This window comes from Pseudomonas sp. RG1 (genome assembly GCF_025910115.1).
GTDB classification, from domain to species: Bacteria; Pseudomonadota; Gammaproteobacteria; order Pseudomonadales; family Pseudomonadaceae; genus Aquipseudomonas; species Aquipseudomonas atacamensis.
The window spans coordinates 154,490-172,627 of record NZ_JAPCIK010000040.1; the positions used below are offsets into that span (position 1 = coordinate 154,490).

Genomic DNA, 18,138 nt, shown 5'->3' on the forward strand with positions numbered 1-18,138 from the left:
AAGCGTGAAATGGAAAACCGCTTGTCTGATTAATCGAAACCATTTTTGACTTGAACATTACGCTCATTCAAAAATAGCGCATTCAGGTATGTGAATATACATACCGAATGCGCACATTTTATTTCGACCAAACAACGCGATTGATAAAATCAACGTAACTCAAAACGATTCGAAGTACTTTCTGTGATACCAGACCACCTTCGTAGTCTGGGACTACGGAGCGCACACTATCGGCCTGGTCCTGAGTCGTAACGATACGCACGGCATCCAGAACTCGCTCAGACTTCAATCCGCTCATGATCAGGGTACCTTGATCCATGCCTTCCGGACGCTCATGTGCGTTGCGGATAGTCACGGCGGTCAGCCCCAACAAAGACGCTTCTTCGGTAATTGTTCCACTGTCTGACAAAATGCAGAACGCTTCTTTCTGCAATTTGATGTAATCAAAGAATCCGAAGGGTTTCAGGAACTGAATTCGCGAATCCAGACCGTCAAGTCCCAATGCTTCAAGGCGCTGACGGGTGCGCGGGTGTGTTGAAACTATCACCGGCATATCGTAAGTTTTAACGAGCGCCTGTAATGTATCAAGCAAATCCTGCAAGTTGCTCGGCGTATCGACGTTTTCTTCCCGGTGAGTACTCACAACGAAGAATGACTTGGACTTCAGCTCAAGTTTTTCGAGGATTTCGGAGCCGTCGATTCTTGGCATGAAATGCTCAAGCACTTCCTGCATGTGAGAACCGGACTTGATGATCCGATCAGGTGGGATGCCTTCATCAAGCAAATAACGTCGCGCATGCTCGGTCAACACGAGGTTTATATCGCTGAGATGATCAAGAACTTTACGATTAAGCTCTTCTGGTACGCGTTGATCGAAGCAACGATTACCCGCTTCCATGTGAAAAACAGGAATTTTCCGACGCTTTGCAGCAATAACTGCGAGACAAGAGTTGGTGTCCCCATAAAGCATTAACGCGTCAGGTTTTTCTGCCTCCATGACCTCATCAGCTTTCTCGATGACCCGAGCGATGGTTTGCGCGGCATTGCTGCCGACAGCGCCGAGGAAATAATCCGGCTTGCGAATATCCAGATCATCGAAGAATACCTGGTTCAACTCGTAATCGAAATTTTGCCCGGTGTGGACCAGAATGTGCTGAGTATGCGTGTCAAATTCCGCTATCACGCGAGACATCTTGATCAACTCAGGACGAGTTCCGACGATGGTCATGACCTTAAGCATTAAGTTGCTCCTGAATATAGGAAAGTTTCAGCAGCAATTTCTTTACACCTTCTACATCAAGGCGCTCGGTATTATGAGACGTGTAGTCTTCGAAACTGGAAATTTCAGTTTCGCCCTCCACAACGAATTTAGCGTAATTCAGATCACGATTATCCGCAGGTACACGATAGTACTGCCCCATGTCCTCTGCCTTCGCCAATTCTTCGCGAGCGACCAAGGACTCGAACAATTTTTCGCCGTGACGAGTACCAATCACGCGAATTTCATTGTCCTTCTGGAACAATTCCTTCAAAGCCTGGGCCAGCACTTCGATAGTCGAAGCCGGAGCCTTCTGAATGAAAATATCACCTTGATTGCCGTGTTCAAAAGCGTGCAATACCAGATCAACCGAATCTTCCAGAGACATCAGGAAACGTGTCATCGTTGGATCGGTGATGGTAATAGACTTACCTTCTCGCAACTGTTCGATGAACAATGGAATAACCGAACCGCGAGAAGCCATGACGTTGCCATAGCGGGTAGCACAGAAGACCGTCTCGCCTTCCGTTTGCATTCGCGCTTTGGCAACCATCAACTTCTCCATCATTGCCTTGGAGATGCCCATGGCGTTGATGGGATAGACCGCCTTGTCCGTGCTGAGTACGATTACACGACCGACATGGTTCTCAATCGCTGCCTGCATGACGTTATCAGCGCCCAGGACGTTCGTACGAACAGCCTCCATTGGGTAAAACTCACACGATGGAACCTGTTTCAATGCTGCGGCGTGAAATACATAGTCAACGCCCTTCATAGCATTGCGTATGCTGTCGTAATCGCGGACATCACCGATATAAAACTTGAGCTTCGGATTGTTAAGCGCGATCCGCATATCTTCCTGTTTCTTTTCATCACGACTGAAAATACGAATTTCTTTGACGTCGGTTTTCAAAAAACGATTAAGAACAGCATTTCCGAAGGAGCCTGTACCGCCAGTGATCATTAGTACTTTGTTATCAAACATTGTCTAAACCTTGCGCTTAATTGAAGTCATGCATATTTTTGATCAACACAGACCACTCTGGGGCAACATAACCCGTCGCCTCAGCAAAACGATCTGCATTTAACGAACGATCAATTGTCAGCCTATCGGAAGGGACAATCTCCGTATCTTTTCCATAAGTGCTCGCCACAAGCTTTAGCAACTCGTACTTATTTATAGGTTTAGCGGCTACATGATACAGGCCGTGCAGATGAGGGCGTGGCAATACGTATTCATTGATGACACGCGCCAATTCCATTGTCGGCAAGCCTGAGAAGATAGCTCCAGTGAAGCCATCGACTTTACCGCTCTGCGCCAGAAACCAGCCAACAAGACTGCGGTGTCCCGACAATTCACGTCCGATAATGGACGTGCGTAAAGTTATTGCGTGAGGGTAATCGACCTCCCCCAACAACTTGGTACGGCCATAAAGATCGTACGCGTCAGGAAAATCGGACTCCCGATAGCCTCCAGTCTTGCCAGAGAATACGCAATCGGTACTTACATGAACCAGGCGGGCGCCACCGGCTTTGCACAGTGCCGCTAGACGGTGCGGCAGCAAAGTATTGATCGGCACGGCCATCAGTGGGTCGTTCGCGTCGGAAAGCTGCTTGACCAATCCTACGCAGTTGACCACCACGTCCGGACGGACGGTTCCGAAAGCCTTGATAAGAGAGTCCTGACTTTCAACATCTACACCCAGCAGGATGTTCTCCGCCAACGCTGGTGAAAAAAACTTTCGGGCGCCTTCGCTTCGAGCAGTACCAAAAACCCTCAAATCGGGGTTTGCGGACAATACTCGGTAGGCTGCATTACCCAGCATTCCGGAAACACCCAACACCAAAACTTTCATTACTCTACTCCTCACTTCCCGAACCGGAACGTGTTTAGGTTCGGTTCCTGCTCACCAGTGGACGTCTAGATGCGCGGCTTCGATGAAGGGCGTATCGCGAATCTCTACTCAATGCGAGGCAGGGCTCCTTAGCTTGAATCCGATGGCAAAGCAGATTAGAAAAGCGACCTCAGGCCGCAATATTCAAATCCGCAGTGCGCACACAATTCCAGCTGGAACCCGCTGTTCATCCATGTAGCCAGGAAATGCGGTTTCGATACCTCCCGGGGTACAGGCATCCAACGCACATAGACCTATCGACAGAGTCGCTGCCGGGCTTTTACAAGGAGAAAACAACTGGACTACCAGCCTTATGCCACCACCCTATAAAAACCAACGAAGTTTACCATACAATTTTGACCGACTGAGAGGACGACAACCGCCATCCTGCCAGGATTCAAAGGCGTGATACAAATTACCTGTGCGAAGAACTCCAACGTCGACTCGACAGTCAGATTTTCACAGGTACTCCGGTTTTCCGGCGTTATACCTGATAGCAAGAAAGAGCAACGGAACATAAGCGAGCACAAGGCCGGAAAGACCATCCAGCCCTCCCTTACCCACCCACAACGCCAAAGGCGTCAGCCAAACGATGTTGATCAGGACGACCGATAGCGTCACTTTCTTGTGACTGGAATGTTGACGAGACGCGTATTGGTAGGCGTGACTGCGATGCGCCTCATAGATTTTTTCACCACGTATCAACCGACGCAGCATAGTGTAGGTCGCATCCACGACGAAAACCCCCATCAATATAAGCCAGCTCCACAACAGCTGAGGCTCAATCGACGCAGCCTGAAGTGCCATGCTTGCCAAAATTATCCCCAAAAAGCCGCTACCTGCATCGCCCATGAATATCTTTGCCGGGGGAAAATTCCATATAAGGAACCCCGCGCACGCGCTGGCAAGCAGCAAAGGCGTCCATACTTGCTGAGGGTGACCACACCAGTAATACAGAATTGCACCAACTACGGTGACACAGATTGCTACCGCACCCGCTATGCCATCAATACCATCCATGAAATTGTAAAGATTCAATACCCAGACTAAGTAAACAGCGGCCAGGATCGCACCGTACCACTCCAGATCAACATCAAAACCAAACACATTCAGACGTGGCAGCCCCCCAAAACAGACGAGCAACCAGCTGGCTGCGGCAAAGTGGCCTAACAAACGCCAACGCGCGGCGATATGACCGTGATCGTCGGCAAATCCGATCAAGGCAACAATCAGTCCCGCACCAAAAAGTCCAGCGAACTGACCCAAAGGCAAGATCCCGACCGCAGCGACCGCCGCCAAAGCGGCCAAGAACGACACCGCTATGGCCACTCCTCCACCGCGAGGGGTTGGAACAGTGTGAGAACTGCGGGCGTTAGGCATATCAATTAGCTGGCGATGCAGCGCATAACGCCGCAACATGAATGTCATCAGGAGTGATGCCAGAAACACCCCAACAAAGAGGGCACTCATTTCTGGCTCGCTCCCAAGTAATGTACTGCCACATGATCAAGCGCTTGACGGCTTGTAACGAGCGGCTCCCACTCCAGTAAATCCCGCGTGCGACTGATATCGACTTGAAGCGACCCGCACAACCTTTTGGCAAGCGCACGCTTACCCATCAGTCCCAAGCCTGCGATCACCAAACGCTCCGGAACCGGAATAAGGACCGAGCGCACAGCAAGTGATCTGGCCACGCTCTCAAGCAACTGAGTGGTAGACAAATCTTCACCATCACTGACCAGAAAAGTGTTGCCCGGTGCCGCTGGGTGATCAATGCAGCGAATTATCAGACCCACCAGATTATCCATAGCCACAATACTACGCCGATTGTTGATTGCGCCAAAAGGCAATGGAATACCTGAATGTACCCATCTGACCATTCGCAAAAAGTTTGCCTTCACTCCGGGTCCATATACTAAGGGTGGCCGAATTATGACGACCTCAAGGCCAGTCCGCTGAGCCAGCTCGCGAAGTCCACACTCAGCCTCCCACTTTGAAATGCCATAGGCATCCGCTGGAGCTGGAGCGTCAAGCGCTGTGAAGGGCCTATCTAACCGGGTTTCTTCTCCGTTGACCTTTATGGAACTGATGAATATAAATCGCCTGACACCCGCTCGCGCCGCTGATTCAGCAAGTTTCAATGCCGCATGGCTATTAGCCTGCCGATACTGCTCCAAATTGTCAGTTCCCGAGGCTTTCATGTCATGAACCCTGGCGGCAGCGTGAACAATTGTATCGATGCCGCGCAACGTCTCTGACGGAACCTCCAGACCCAGCTCATAATGAATCCGCTCACCTGATGCAGGGTCAGGGGAAAGGGAACGACCGGCGCCTACTGGAGAAAATTTTTCGGAAGCCAGCAATTTCGCGACTAGAGCGCGTCCAACAAATCCGCTTGCACCTGTCACGAGAACCCGCGACGCGCTCATATCATCCGCTCGATCATATTCTTCTGGTTTCCAATTATTCTGATAATGCGCCTTCATCAGATCAATGCCGACGGCGATCCGCTGCTCGGGTCTTGCGACGATGCCAAAAGTTTATGCAAATATTGCCCGTAGCCCGTCTTGCCGAGATTATGCGCCTGAGTACGCAGCTCTTCGGTAGTTATCCATCCGTTAACGTAAGCAATCTCCTCCAGACAAGCCACTTTAAGTCCTTGGCGCTGCTCTATGGTATGAACGAAATGACTGGCTTCCAATAACGCGTTATGAGTACCCGTATCCAGCCAGGCAAATCCACGGCCCAGCATTTCAACCTTCAATGTATTTTTTTCAAGATACGCACGATTGATATCGGTAATTTCAAGCTCGCCCCGCGCCGAAGGCTTGATGCTCTTGGCAATCTCGACAACTTGATTATCGTAAAAATATAATCCAGTGATCGCATAACTGGATTTTGGCTGACTCGGCTTCTCTTCTATACTTAGCACCCTGCCAGCAGAGTTGAATTCGACCACACCGAAACGCTCGGGATCTGAAACGTGATAGCCAAAAACCGTGGCACCAGAACTTTGATTTGCCGCGGATATCAGTTTTTCAGAAAAGTGCTGCCCGTAAAAGATGTTGTCTCCCAATATGAGGCAGCAGGGGCTATCCCCGATGAACTCTTCACCAATGATGAACGCCTGGGCCAACCCGTCGGGGCTTGGTTGCTCAGCAAAGGTTAATGAGATGCCGTAGCGGCTACCGTCACCCAGTAACTTTCGAAAACTGGGAAGATCCTCTGGTGTGGAAATAACCAGAATCTCGCGTATGCCTGCCAGCATCAAAACCGATAAAGGATAAAAAATCATCGGCTTGTCGTAGATCGGCAGCATCTGCTTGGAGACGCCCAACGTCAGCGGGTGCAGTCGGGTGCCCGAACCACCGGCGAGGATGATGCCTTTACGATTTATCGTGGTCATTTGTTCAGAACTTCCCTAAGCATTCGGGTCACACCACTTTGCCAATCCGGCAAGTGTAGAGAAAAATGGTCGCGCAGCTTCTGAGTATTCAAACGTGAGTTCAGAGGGCGACGTGCAGGTGTCGGATATGCAGTCGCTTCGATAGGACTGACCGTTTTCACAGCCAACTCCTCACCTTGGGCTTTTGCAAAGTCGATTACAAGACTCGCATATCCATGCCAGGACACTTCGCCAGCAGCGGCCAAGTGGTAGAGACCGGCCAACTCTGGACGCTTTATAACTTGCTGGATAGCCAGTGCCGTAACGTCAGCAATCAGATCAGCCCCGGTCGGCGCTCCGATCTGATCTGCAATCACGCTCAACGTATCGCGGTCTTTGGCCAAGCGCAGCATGGTCTTCGCGAAGTTGTTGCCGCGAGCACCATATACCCAGCTGGTACGAAAGATCAGATACATGCAACCCGACGCGATAATTGCCTGTTCGCCGGATAGCTTGCTGGAGCCGTAATGGTTCACCGGCGCAACAGCGTCTGTTTCCTGCCATGGCGTGACGCCTTGGCCACTGAAAACGTAATCCGTCGAATAGTGAACCAGCCATGTGCCCGACGCGGCGGCTTCTTCCGCCATAACGCCACTCGCGAGTCCGTTTACGCGATCTGCCAATTCGGTTTCCGACTCAGCTTTATCAACCGCCGTATAAGCAGCAGCATTAACAATAACGTCGGGCTTTATCTGACGAATCGTTGCACGCAAGGATTCAAGATTCGACACATCACCGCAGAGGCCATCAACAAGGTGACGATCAAGAGCGACGAGTTCGCCAAGCGGAGCCAGGGAACGTTGCAGCTCCCAGCCCACCTGACCGTTCTTTCCTAGAAGTAGGATCTTCATGCTTTATTCGAGCGATCCGCATAGTTCTGATCAATCCACTGCTGGTAGCTGCCGCTCTTCACGTGCTCAACCCACTCAGTGTTATTCAGATACCACTCGACAGTCTTGCGAATACCGGTTTCGAAAGTCTCTTTCGGAGTCCAACCCAGCTCACGTTGAATCTTGCTTGCGTCGATCGCATAACGCACGTCATGTCCAGGACGATCCTGAACATAAGTGATCAGGCTCGCATGCGGACGATGTGCCGAATCCGGACGCAATTCATCGAGCAACGCACACAGCGTATGCACTACTTCGATGTTTTGTTTTTCGTTATGACCGCCGATGTTGTAAGTCTCGCCGATGACGCCTTCGGTAACGACTTTGTACAGCGCGCGCGCGTGATCTTCGACATACAGCCAGTCACGAACCTGGTTGCCTTTGCCGTACACCGGCAGCGGTTTGCCTTCCAGCGCGTTGAGGATGATCAGCGGGATCAGCTTCTCTGGGAAGTGGCACGGGCCGTAGTTGTTCGAGCAGTTGGTGACCAGTGTCGGCAGGCCGTACGTGCGGGCCCAGGCACGGACCAGATGGTCGGAGCTGGCCTTGCTTGCCGAATAAGGCGAGCTTGGCTGGTAAGGGGTGGTTTCGGTGAAGAGGTCTTCCGGACCTTCGAGGTCTCCGTAAACTTCGTCAGTCGAAATGTGGTGGAAGCGGAAATTGGCTTTGCGCGCGTCATCCAGCGCAGCCCAGTAGTGGCGCGCGGCTTCGAGTAGCGTGTAGGTGCCAATGATGTTGGTCCGGATGAACTCGGACGGGCCGGAGATCGAGCGGTCAACGTGGGATTCTGCGGCCAGGTGCATGATTGCATCAGGTTGGTGTTCACGCAGGACGCGGCCGATCTGATCACGATCGCAGATATCGACACGCTCGAAGGTGTAACGCGAATTCTGGCTGACTTCTGCCAGGGACTCCAGGTTGCCGGCGTAAGTCAACTTATCGACGTTGACCACTGCATCGGCAGTGTTGGAGATGATGTGACGGATGACTGCCGAGCCGATAAAGCCGGCGCCGCCGGTAACTAGAACTTTCACGCGAAGCGATACCCTTGAGCTGCGGACAGCGCTGCCAGCGAGCGCGGTCTAATCCATGAATGCAGAAGCCACTATCAGTTGGCATCCGTCAGAGTCAGTCTGAATCGACGTGCATGAAGGCACGATCGAACAAGGGATGCATTTTTTCAGCTTAATGATGGTTTTACTAATGGATAAAGACAGGCTGAGGCGCAATTTCGACAGATGCCGTGCGCCTGTCGTTTTCACACCACTCGCTTGCGTGCAGCTCTGGACGAGCGCCCCAGAAACCAGCCCAATACAGGACCGACAAGCATACCGATCAGCAACGCCAACACCGCAACAACCGACACCGGCAACTGCGGGCCGGAAAAACCCAGAAACAAAAGTGAAACCGATTGCTGGTTTTCCAGCACAAACGCTAGGACAACCAGAACCACCAGCAGAAGAAAAACGCCAACCAGTATGCGTTTCAGGTTACGCATTCACGCCCCCTTGAATTTGAATAGCGAAGATCAAGCGCCCTCCTCCTCTTCTTCGTTCACCCGGTCACGCAATTCCTTGCCCGGTTTGAAATGCGGAACGAATTTACCGTCCAGACTTACCGACTGGCCGGTCTTTGGATTGCGGCCGACGCGCGGTGCGCGGTAGTGCAGGGAGAAGCTGCCAAATCCACGGATCTCGATACGATCACCTGTGGCGAGGCACTGAGACATTTGTTCAAGCATGGTCTTGATGGCCAGCTCCACATCCTTGGATGAGAGTAGCCCTTGATGGGTGACAATTCGTTCGATCAACTCCGACTTCGTCATATTTTTCCCTTCTTTTTCAAGCAGCTAGATCAGCGCTTGAAAGGTTTTAGCATGCCCGGAAGATTTTGAACAGCCCAGGGATTGACATATCTTTCCCGGGGTCAAAACGCCCATTTTCAGGGCACTCCAGTGGCGAGTCGGATCACCGCTGCCCTAACGACACATCACCAGCATGGTCCGGGTCACGAAGCCCGCCGGATTAAAGCCAAACGGGTATTCGTCTTCATCTTTGGCATCGTCAGAACGGGTGATGACCTTATAGCCCTTGCCTTTACACTCCTTCGCTGCACGCTTCTGGCACTTTTCCCAACCGGAACCCAACCCGGAGCAATCGACCTCGATACCACTGACGCCGCGCACCGCATGGGTTTTCGCACTGGTGGTGCACCCTGCCAGCGCCAAGACCACTGCAATAACAAATAACTTGTTCATCCACTTCCTTATGCCAGGCAAGCCTGACGACTAATGCTCAAGATCAAGCTTAGTCGCGAATAGGCGATTGATCCGATTAAAGAAACAGACCCGCAGCCGAAGCCATTGGTTTCATGCACGGACGTACAAGAGCCAAATCGCAGGCACAAAAAAGGGCGACCGAAGTCGCCCTTTTTAATGATCAAGCAGAACTCAGTTCTGTTTGGCCATTGCTTGACGCAGCAGTGCCGCCATAGTGGTGTCAGCTGCTTCGCCTTCCGGAGCTGCTTTCAGGCTCTGGATGGCTTCTTTCTCTTCAGCGTCGTCTTTCGACTTGATCGAGAGCTGGATTACGCGGCTCTTACGGTCAACGCTGATGATCTTGGCTTCAACTTCCTGGCCTTCTTTCAGAACGTTGCGCGCGTCTTCAACGCGGTCACGGCTGATTTCGGAGGCTTTCAGGGTAGCTTCGATGTCGTCGGCCAGAACGATGATGGCGCCTTTGGCGTCAACTTCTTTCACGGTACCGGTCACGATAGCGCCCTTGTCGTTAACCGAGACGTACTCGGAGAACGGATCGCTTTCCAGTTGCTTGATGCCCAGGGAGATGCGCTCGCGCTCTGGGTCAACCGACAGGATGACGGTGTCCAGCTCGTCGCCCTTCTTGAAACGACGTACGGCTTCTTCGCCCACTTCGTTCCAGGAGATGTCGGACAGGTGAACCAGACCGTCGATGCCGCCGTCCAGACCAATGAAGATACCGAAATCGGTGATCGACTTGATGGTGCCGGAGATCTTGTCGCCCTTGTTGAACTGGCCAGAGAAGTCTTCCCATGGGTTCGACTTGCACTGCTTGATGCCCAAGGAGATACGACGACGCTCTTCGTCGATGTCCAGAACCATGACTTCCACTTCGTCGCCGACTTGTACGACTTTCGAAGGGTGGATGTTCTTGTTGGTCCAGTCCATTTCCGAAACATGTACCAGACCTTCAACGCCTTCTTCCAGCTCAGCGAAGCAGCCGTAGTCGGTCAGGTTGGTTACACGAGCGGTAACGCGAGTGCCTTCTGGGTAACGGGCTTTGATAGCAACCCATGGATCTTCGCCCAGTTGCTTCAGGCCCAGGGAGACACGGTTGCGTTCGCGATCGTATTTCAGAACCTTGACGTCGATTTCGTCACCAACGTTGACGATCTCGGAAGGATGCTTGATGCGCTTCCAGGCCATGTCGGTGATGTGCAGCAGGCCGTCCACGCCACCCAGATCGACGAATGCGCCGTAATCGGTGAGGTTTTTGACGATACCTTTGACTTGCTGGCCTTCCTGCAGGGATTCCAGCAGAGCTTCACGCTCGGCGGAGTTCTCGGCTTCGAGGACGCTGCGACGGGAAACGACAACGTTGTTGCGCTTCTGGTCCAGCTTGATGACCTTGAATTCCAGCTCTTTGCCTTCCAGGTGCGTGGTGTCGCGCACAGGACGGACGTCAACCAGGGAACCTGGCAGGAACGCACGGATGCCGTTAACGTCGACAGTGAAGCCGCCTTTAACCTTACCGTTGATAACGCCCTTGACCACTTCCTCGGCTGCGAAGGCTGCTTCCAGAACGATCCAGCATTCAGCGCGCTTGGCTTTTTCACGGGACAGCTTGGTTTCGCCAAAGCCGTCTTCAACCGAATCCAGAGCAACGTGAACTTCATCACCAACGTTGATGTTCAGTTCGCCAGCATCGTTGTAGAACTGCTCAAGCGGGATAAGTGCTTCAGACTTCAGACCAGCGTGAACGGTTACCCAGCGAGCCTGGTAATCGATATCAACGATAACACCGGTGATGATGGAGCCTGCCTGAAGGTTCAGGGTTTTCAGGCTTTCTTCAAAGAGTTCCGCAAAGCTTTCGCTCATTTTAATTCCTGTAGATGAGGGCGAAGTAAACGCCCATCTCCACACCCCAGACGGTGTGGGTTAGTTTCATTTAAAAGAAGCACCGCAGGACTATGACTGGTCCCCTGCGGCCTTCTTGGTCACCCGGCGATATCGCGAATGGCGATCTCGCTCATGATGCGTTCAAGCACCTGATCGATGGAAAGCTCCGTTGAATCCAGCTGAATCGCGTCGGCCGCCGGCTTGAGCGGGGCTACTGCGCGCTGGGTGTCACGCTCATCGCGTGCACGGATCTCATCTAGCAGACTCGACAGACTAACACCCTCGACTTTGCCCTTCAACTGCAAATATCGACGGCGCGCCCGCTCCTCGGCACTGGCGGTGAGGAAAATCTTCAGCGGTGCATCCGGAAATACCACCGTGCCCATGTCGCGACCGTCCGCCACCAGCCCCGGCGCTTCCTGGAACGCACGCTGGCGCTGCAGCAGCGCCTCGCGCACGGCGGGCAGCGCAGCCACTTGCGAGGCGCCGGAGCCGACGCTTTCGGTGCGAATGACATCGCTGACTTCATCGCCTTCTAGAATGATCCGCTGCAGCTGACCTTCGGTCGCGGCGATGAATTGCACATCCAGATGAGCGGCCAACGTCTTCAGCAGCTCTTCATTGGTCAGGTCGACGCCATGGTTGTGCGCAGCGAACGCGAGCAAGCGATAAAGCGCACCGGAATCCAGCAGGTTCCAGCCCAGACGCTTGGCCAGAATCCCGGCGACCGTGCCTTTGCCGGAGCCGCTTGGCCCATCGATGGTGATGACCGGTGCAATGTTTTTCACGACTGAGCCTCTTGTGCCACACGAATGCCGACTTGCCCGCACAGCGCGAGGAAGTTGGGGAACGAGGTCGCGACGTTGGCACAATCGTGGATGCGGATCGGTGCGGTAGCGCGCAACGAGGCGACGCTGAACGCCATGGCGATACGGTGATCGCCGTGACCGTGCACTTCACCGCCGCCGATCTGGCCGCCGTCGATGATGATGCCGTCCGGGGTCGGTTCGCACTTGACGCCCAGCGCCAGCAAGCCGTCCGCCATGACCTGAATCCGGTCGGATTCCTTGACGCGCAGCTCTTCTGCGCCGGTGAGCACGGTACGCCCTTCGGCGCACGCAGCCGCAACGAACAGGACCGGGAATTCGTCGATCGCCAGCGGCACCAGCGCCTCCGGAATCTCGATACCTTTGAGTTTAGCTGCCCGCACGCGCAAGTCAGCCACTGGCTCGCCGCCGACTTCACGCTGGTTTTCCAGAGTGATATCGGCGCCCATCAGACGCAGGATATCGATCACGCCAGTGCGGGTCGGGTTGATACCGACGTGCTCGAGCACCAGCTCGGAACCCTCGGCGATCGAGGCCGCGACCAAGAAGAATGCCGACGACGAAATATCGCCCGGCACTTCGATGTGAGTCGCGGTGAGCTTGCCGCCGGACTCGACCGAAGCCGTGGCGCCGTCAACGCTGACCGGGTAGCCGAAGCCACGCAGCATGCGCTCGGTGTGATCGCGGGTCGGTGCCGGCTCGGTAACGGTGGTCTTGCCTTCGGCATACAGACCGGCGAGCAGCAGACAGGATTTCACCTGGGCACTGGCCATCGGCATGGTGTAGGTCAGGCCTTTGAGCTTGTGACCACCGCGAATGGTCATCGGTGGACGACCTTCGGCAGCCGTTTCGATCACGGCGCCCATTTCTCGCAGAGGATTAGCCACGCGATTCATCGGACGCTTGGACAGCGAAGCGTCGCCGGTCAAGGTGCTGTCGAAGCTCTGCGCCGCCAGCAGGCCAGAGAGCAGACGCATCGAGGTGCCGGAGTTGCCCAGATAGATCGGGCCCGGCGCAGGTTTCAGGCCGTGCAGGCCGACACCGTGGATGGTCACGCGGCCGTGATGCGGGCCTTCGATGACCACGCCCATGTCGCGAAACGCCTGCAAGGTCGCCAGGGCGTCTTCGCCCTCAAGGAAGCCTTCGACTTCGGTGACGCCTTCGGCCAGCGAGCCGAGCATGATCGAACGGTGGGAAATCGATTTGTCACCCGGTACGCGAATCCGACCGGACAGGCGGCCACCAGGTTGAGCCAGGAAGATCAGATCGTTGGAATTCATAGCGTCCACATAGGCCCTGCGGGCCAGGATTTTACTGAAATGCTCGCGGGCAACCCGGGCGCGCGTGAAAACGCCCAATAATTGGTGCCCATCCCCTGCATCGACCGCGTCGCGCAAGGCGTCGAGGTCGCTGCGAAATGTATCGAGTGTGCGCAGGACAGCCTCGCGGTTGGCGAGGAAGATGTCGTGCCACATCACCGGGTCGCTTCCGGCGATTCTTGTGAAATCGCGAAAACCACCGGCAGCGTAACGGAAGATCTCCAGATTTTCATTGCGCTTGGCCAACGAATCGACCAGACCGAAGGCCAGCAGGTGCGGGAGATGACTGGTCGCGGCCAGCACCTCATCGTGACGCTCGACCTGCATGTGCTCGACATCGGCGCCCAGTTCGCGCCACAGGCGATCGACCACCGCCAGTGCGGCAGGATCGGTCTGCTCGAGCGGCGTCAGGATCACCTTGTGCCGGCGGAACAGCTCGGCGTTCGAGGCCTCCACCCCGCTCTGCTCGGAACCGGCAATCGGGTGCCCCGGCACGAAACGCGCCGGCATGCCGCCGAACGCTTCGGTCGCCGCGCGCACCACGTTGCCTTTGGCGCTGCCGACATCCGTAAGAATCGCCTGCCCCAGATCCATGACAGCCAGACGCGCGAGCAGTTTTTCCATGGCCAGAATCGGCACCGCCAGCTGAATCACATCGGCACCGATGCAAGCCGCCGCCAAATCGTCTTCGCAGCGATCGACCACACCCAATTCGACCGCGAGCTTGCGCGATTGCGGATCCAGATCGACTCCGACCACTTCACGGCACAGGCCGCTTTCACGCAAACCCTTGGCAAACGAACCACCGATCAACCCCAGACCGACCACCACAAGGCGACCGATCATAGGTGCAGCAGGTTGCAGCGCAGTGACATCAACCACGAGCCAGAACCTTGCGCAGCGCTTCGAGGAAACGGCTGTTTTCTGCCGGCAGACCGATGGTCACCCGCAGGTGGTTCGGCATGCCGTAATTGGCCACCGGACGCACGATCACGCCTTCGCGCAGCAAGCCCTGAAAAATCGGCGCCGCGACCACGCCGAGATCGACGCAGATGAAGTTGCCTTTGGACTCGATCCAGCCCAGCCCCAACTCACGGAAACCCGCCTGCAACTGGTGCATGCCGGATTCGTTGAGCTGACGGCTTTGCGCCAGATATTCCTCGTCCTTCAGCGCCGCACACGCCGCCGCCAACGCGAGACTGTTGACGTTGAATGGCTGGCGAACGCGGTTCAGCACGTCTGCCACCACAGGCGTCGACAAGCCATAACCGACGCGCAGCGCGGCCAGACCATAGGCCTTGGAGAAGGTGCGCGACACCAGCAGGTTCGGGTACGCCGCGAGGAAGTCGAGACCGTCCGGCAAATCGCTGCCTTCGGCGTACTCGATGTAAGCCTCGTCGAGGACTACCAGCACATGCTCGGGAACGTCCTGCAGGAATTCGTCCAGCGCTTCTGCGCCGAACCAGGTGCCGGTCGGGTTGTTCGGGTTGGCGATGAACACCACGCGGGTGTTGGCATCGATGGCCGCAAGCATCGCCGGCAGGTCATGGCCCCAGTCTTTGGCTGGAACGACTTTGGCCTGCGCACCGACAGCTTGGGTAGCAATCGGATACACAGCGAATGCATGTTCGCTGAACACCGCGTTCAGGCCCGGCGCCAGATAGGCACGCGCAACCAGCTCAAGAATATCGTTGGAGCCATTGCCCAGCGTGACCTGATTCAGCTCGACGCGGCACTGCTCGGCCAGCAGCGACTTCAGGGCGAAACCATTGCCGTCCGGGTAGCGGGTCAGCTCGGCCAGCTCTTCGCGGATCGCCGCCAATGCCTTCGGGCTGGCGCCCAATGGGTTTTCGTTGCTCGCCAGTTTGACGATTTTTGCCGGATCCAGATCCAGCTCGCGCGCCAGTTCGTCCACAGGCTTGCCCGGAACGTACGGCGAAAGTTGTTGCACGCCCGGCTGTGCCAGAGCGAGGAAGTTGCCACTCATTTGCTACCGCCCCTTAGAGAACTGCTTTCGGGTAGGAACCCAGCACTTTGAGTGCTACTGCTTCCTGACTGATCTTTTCCAGCACACCTTTGATCAACGGATCGCGGTGGTGGCCGACGAAGTCGATGAAGAACACGTAGGTCCATTTGCCGCTGCGCGACGGACGGGTTTCGATGCGGGTCAGGTCGATGCCATTGTCGTGGAACGGCACCAGCAGCTCATGGAGCGCGCCGGGCTTGTTGCTCATCGACACGATGATCGAGGTCTTGTCGTCGCCGGTCGGCGGCACTTCCTGATTACCGATCATCAGGAAGCGGGTCGAGTTGTCCGGGCGATCTTCGATCTTCTCGGCCAGACGCGTCAGGCCATATAGCCCTGCCGCCATGTCGCCAGCGATCGCTGCCGAATTCCACTCACCCTTGACCCGTTTGGCCGCTTCGGCGTTGCTCGACACCGCGACGCGTTCGACATTCGGGTAATGCGCGTCCAGCCACTTGCGGCACTGGGCCAGCGACTGCGCGTGGGAATAGATGCGACTGATGCTGTCGGTCTTGGTGTTTTCGCCTACCAGCAGATGATGGTGGATGCGCAACTCGACTTCGCCACAGATCACCATGTCGTGCTCGAGGAAGCTGTCCAGCGTGTGGTTGACCGCGCCTTCGGTGGAGTTTTCCACCGGCACCACGCCAAAATTCACCGCACCGGCCGCCACTTCACGGAACACTTCATCAATCGCCGCCATCGGCTTGCTGATCACCGCGTGACCGAAGTGCTTCATCGCTGCCGCTTGGGTGAAGGTGCCTTCAGGGCCGAGGTAGGCCACTTTCAGCGGCTGCTCCAGCGCGAGGCACGACGACATGATTTCGCGGAACAACCGCGCCATCTCTTCGTTGCCCAGCGGCCCCTGGTTGCGCTCCATCACCCGTTTGAGCACCTGAGCTTCGCGCTCAGGACGATAGAACACCGGCACTTCGCCTTCGGCCAGCGAGGCCATCTTCACGCGGGCGACTTCCTGGGCGCAACGCGCACGCTCACTGATCAACTCCAGGACTTTGGTGTCCAGAGCGTCGATGCGAACGCGCAGTGCCTTGAGTTCTTGCTCGGACATCAGCCGTGTTCCTTCTCGAATTCCGCCATGTACGCCACCAGCGCGTTGACCGCAGTGATGTCGACGGCGTTGTAGATGGAGGCGCGCATGCCGCCCACCGAACGGTGACCCTTGAGGTTGAGCAGACCGCGCTCGTCGGCACCGGCGAGGAACGGCTTGTCCAGACGATCGTCAGCGAGACGGAACGGCACGTTCATCCACGAGCGATCCGACTTGTTGATCGGGTTACTGTAGAGACCGCTGGCGTCGATGAAGTCGTACAGGGTGCGCTGCTTGACGTCGTTGAGCTTGGCGATCGCTTCGACGCCGCCCTGCTCTTTCAGCCATTGGAACACCAGACCGGACAGGTACCAGGCCAGCGTCGGCGGGGTGTTGTACATCGAGCCGTTATCAGCCGCGACCTTGTAGTTGAGCATGGTTGGGCACAGCGAGCGGGCCTTGCCGAGCAAGTCTTCGCGGATGATGTTGACGACGATGCCGCTCGGGCCGATGTTCTTCTGCGCGCCGGCGTAGATCATGCCGAAACGCGAAATATCGACCGGGCGCGAGAGGATGTCCGAAGACATGTCCGCCACCAGCGGTACGTCACCGGTTTGCGGGATCCACTGGAATTCCAGACCGCCGATGGTTTCGTTCGGCGCGTAGTGAACGTACGCGGCGTCTTTCGACAGGTTCCACTCGTTCTGGCCTGGGATGGCGAAATAGTCGTAAGGCTTGGCAGTGGCAGCAACGTTGACGTGGCCGTAGCGCGAGGCTTCTTCGATGGCTTTCTGCGACCAGATACCGGTGTCGATGTAGTCGGCCGAGCCGCCTTCAGGCAACAGGTTCAGCGGGATCTGTGCGAACTGCTGGCTGGCGCCGCCCTGCAAAAACAGAACTTTGTAGTTCGACGGGATATTCAGCAGGTCACGCAGATCCTGCTCGGCCTGGGTGGCAATGGACACGAACTCATCGCTGCGATGGCTCATTTCCATGACCGACAGACCCTTGCCGTGCCAATCAAGGAGTTCACCCTGGGCGCGCTGCAGGACAGCTTCAGGCAGCGCCGCCGGACCGGCGCAGAAGTTATAGGCTCGCTTGCTCACATCCAATCTCGCTCTGATTTGGTGGTATCACGCAATAAATCACACTACCGATCAACATGGTCCTGTGGGAGCGAGCCTGCTCGCGAATGCATCACCGCGGTGCTTCAGAGGTACCGCAGCGCCTGCTTTCGCGAGCAGGCTCGCTCCCACAGGGGATCTCCATGATGT

At 55.6% G+C, this 18,138-nt stretch carries 17 protein-coding genes; all 17 read right to left on the reverse strand.

The genetic code is table 11. From position 1 onward, the window contains the following. Positions 1-118: 118 nt before the first annotated feature. Positions 119-1,240 (reverse strand): non-hydrolyzing UDP-N-acetylglucosamine 2-epimerase, encoded by a 1,122-nt coding sequence (wecB, locus tag OK411_RS20155; protein ID WP_264365593.1) that lies wholly within the window; start codon positions 1,238-1,240, stop codon positions 119-121. After that, positions 1,233-2,243: an SDR family NAD(P)-dependent oxidoreductase gene (locus OK411_RS20160; protein WP_136492967.1), complete on the reverse strand. Its 1,011-nt coding sequence runs from the start codon at positions 2,241-2,243 to the stop codon at positions 1,233-1,235. Before OK411_RS20160 ends, wecB begins: the two co-directional genes overlap by 8 nt. Positions 2,244-2,259: 16 nt before the next feature. Continuing rightward, positions 2,260-3,114 carry a dTDP-4-dehydrorhamnose reductase family protein gene (locus tag OK411_RS20165; protein WP_136492966.1) on the reverse strand — a complete coding sequence of 285 codons (855 nt, stop codon included), beginning with the start codon at positions 3,112-3,114 and terminating at the stop codon, positions 2,260-2,262. Positions 3,115-3,612: 498 nt separating this feature from the next. Then, entirely contained in the window at positions 3,613-4,623 is a 1,011-nt protein-coding gene (locus tag OK411_RS20170; RefSeq protein ID WP_264365594.1) for an MraY family glycosyltransferase, read from the reverse strand. Beyond that, entirely contained in the window at positions 4,620-5,639 is a 1,020-nt protein-coding gene (locus tag OK411_RS20175; protein ID WP_319636918.1) for an NAD-dependent epimerase/dehydratase family protein, read from the reverse strand. Before OK411_RS20175 ends, OK411_RS20170 begins: the two co-directional genes overlap by 4 nt. Next, complete coding sequence (gene rfbA, locus OK411_RS20180) at positions 5,639-6,559, reverse strand: glucose-1-phosphate thymidylyltransferase RfbA (RefSeq protein ID WP_136492964.1); 921 nt, start codon at positions 6,557-6,559, stop codon at positions 5,639-5,641. The genes OK411_RS20175 and rfbA overlap by 1 nt, the downstream gene beginning before the upstream one ends. Continuing rightward, positions 6,556-7,449, reverse strand: coding sequence for a dTDP-4-dehydrorhamnose reductase (gene rfbD / locus OK411_RS20185; protein ID WP_264365595.1), 894 nt, complete (start codon positions 7,447-7,449; stop codon positions 6,556-6,558). Before rfbD ends, rfbA begins: the two co-directional genes overlap by 4 nt. Then, complete coding sequence (rfbB, locus tag OK411_RS20190) at positions 7,446-8,522, reverse strand: dTDP-glucose 4,6-dehydratase (RefSeq protein ID WP_217878636.1); 1,077 nt, start codon at positions 8,520-8,522, stop codon at positions 7,446-7,448. The genes rfbD and rfbB overlap by 4 nt, the downstream gene beginning before the upstream one ends. Positions 8,523-8,746: 224 nt before the next feature. Next, a complete protein-coding gene (locus OK411_RS20195) occupies positions 8,747-8,986 on the reverse strand; it encodes a LapA family protein (protein WP_136492961.1) in 240 nt (79 codons plus the stop codon). 30 nt (positions 8,987-9,016) lie between these two features. After that, entirely contained in the window at positions 9,017-9,313 is a 297-nt protein-coding gene (ihfB, locus tag OK411_RS20200) for an integration host factor subunit beta (protein ID WP_007950920.1), read from the reverse strand. 153 nt (positions 9,314-9,466) lie between these two features. Further along, positions 9,467-9,745 carry a hypothetical protein gene (locus OK411_RS20205; protein WP_122700170.1) on the reverse strand — a complete coding sequence of 93 codons (279 nt, stop codon included), beginning with the start codon at positions 9,743-9,745 and terminating at the stop codon, positions 9,467-9,469. A 192-nt stretch (positions 9,746-9,937) separates the two neighbouring features. After that, positions 9,938-11,623 (reverse strand): 30S ribosomal protein S1, encoded by a 1,686-nt coding sequence (gene rpsA, locus OK411_RS20210; RefSeq protein ID WP_016770920.1) that lies wholly within the window; start codon positions 11,621-11,623, stop codon positions 9,938-9,940. 119 nt (positions 11,624-11,742) lie between these two features. Then, positions 11,743-12,432 (reverse strand): (d)CMP kinase, encoded by a 690-nt coding sequence (gene cmk / locus OK411_RS20215; protein ID WP_024013869.1) that lies wholly within the window; start codon positions 12,430-12,432, stop codon positions 11,743-11,745. Beyond that, positions 12,429-14,636, reverse strand: a complete 2,208-nt coding sequence (locus tag OK411_RS20220) for a bifunctional prephenate dehydrogenase/3-phosphoshikimate 1-carboxyvinyltransferase (RefSeq protein ID WP_264365613.1) — start codon at positions 14,634-14,636, stop codon at positions 12,429-12,431. The genes cmk and OK411_RS20220 overlap by 4 nt, the downstream gene beginning before the upstream one ends. Positions 14,637-14,664: 28 nt before the next feature. Continuing rightward, a complete protein-coding gene (gene hisC / locus OK411_RS20225; RefSeq protein ID WP_071173169.1) occupies positions 14,665-15,777 on the reverse strand; it encodes a histidinol-phosphate transaminase in 1,113 nt (370 codons plus the stop codon). 13 nt (positions 15,778-15,790) lie between these two features. After that, complete coding sequence (gene pheA, locus OK411_RS20230) at positions 15,791-16,885, reverse strand: prephenate dehydratase (protein ID WP_016770924.1); 1,095 nt, start codon at positions 16,883-16,885, stop codon at positions 15,791-15,793. Beyond that, on the reverse strand, positions 16,885-17,970 hold the full coding sequence (serC, locus tag OK411_RS20235) for a 3-phosphoserine/phosphohydroxythreonine transaminase (RefSeq protein ID WP_038860448.1): 1,086 nt from the start codon (positions 17,968-17,970) through the stop codon (positions 16,885-16,887). Before serC ends, pheA begins: the two co-directional genes overlap by 1 nt. Positions 17,971-18,138: the final 168 nt, after the last annotated feature.

Excerpts from the sequence above, each read along its gene's own strand:
- rfbA (WP_136492964.1), bottom strand. The coding sequence starts at position 6,559 with ATGACCACGATAAATCGTAAAGGCATCATCCTCGCCGGTGGTTCGGGC.
- rfbD (WP_264365595.1), bottom strand. The coding sequence starts at position 7,449 with ATGAAGATCCTACTTCTAGGAAAGAACGGTCAGGTGGGCTGGGAGCTG.
- ihfB (WP_007950920.1), bottom strand. The coding sequence starts at position 9,313 with ATGACGAAGTCGGAGTTGATCGAACGAATTGTCACCCATCAAGGGCTA.
- OK411_RS20205 (WP_122700170.1), bottom strand. The coding sequence starts at position 9,745 with ATGAACAAGTTATTTGTTATTGCAGTGGTCTTGGCGCTGGCAGGGTGC.
- OK411_RS20170 (WP_264365594.1), bottom strand. The coding sequence starts at position 4,623 with ATGAGTGCCCTCTTTGTTGGGGTGTTTCTGGCATCACTCCTGATGACA.
- OK411_RS20175 (WP_319636918.1), bottom strand. The coding sequence starts at position 5,639 with ATGAAGGCGCATTATCAGAATAATTGGAAACCAGAAGAATATGATCGA.
- hisC (WP_071173169.1), bottom strand. The coding sequence starts at position 15,777 with ATGAGTGGCAACTTCCTCGCTCTGGCACAGCCGGGCGTGCAACAACTT.
- pheA (WP_016770924.1), bottom strand. The coding sequence starts at position 16,885 with ATGTCCGAGCAAGAACTCAAGGCACTGCGCGTTCGCATCGACGCTCTG.
- OK411_RS20220 (WP_264365613.1), bottom strand. The coding sequence starts at position 14,636 with ATGATCGGTCGCCTTGTGGTGGTCGGTCTGGGGTTGATCGGTGGTTCG.
- OK411_RS20165 (WP_136492966.1), bottom strand. The coding sequence starts at position 3,114 with ATGAAAGTTTTGGTGTTGGGTGTTTCCGGAATGCTGGGTAATGCAGCC.
- wecB (WP_264365593.1), bottom strand. The coding sequence starts at position 1,240 with ATGCTTAAGGTCATGACCATCGTCGGAACTCGTCCTGAGTTGATCAAG.
- OK411_RS20160 (WP_136492967.1), bottom strand. The coding sequence starts at position 2,243 with ATGTTTGATAACAAAGTACTAATGATCACTGGCGGTACAGGCTCCTTC.
- OK411_RS20195 (WP_136492961.1), bottom strand. The coding sequence starts at position 8,986 with ATGCGTAACCTGAAACGCATACTGGTTGGCGTTTTTCTTCTGCTGGTG.
- rpsA (WP_016770920.1), bottom strand. The coding sequence starts at position 11,623 with ATGAGCGAAAGCTTTGCGGAACTCTTTGAAGAAAGCCTGAAAACCCTG.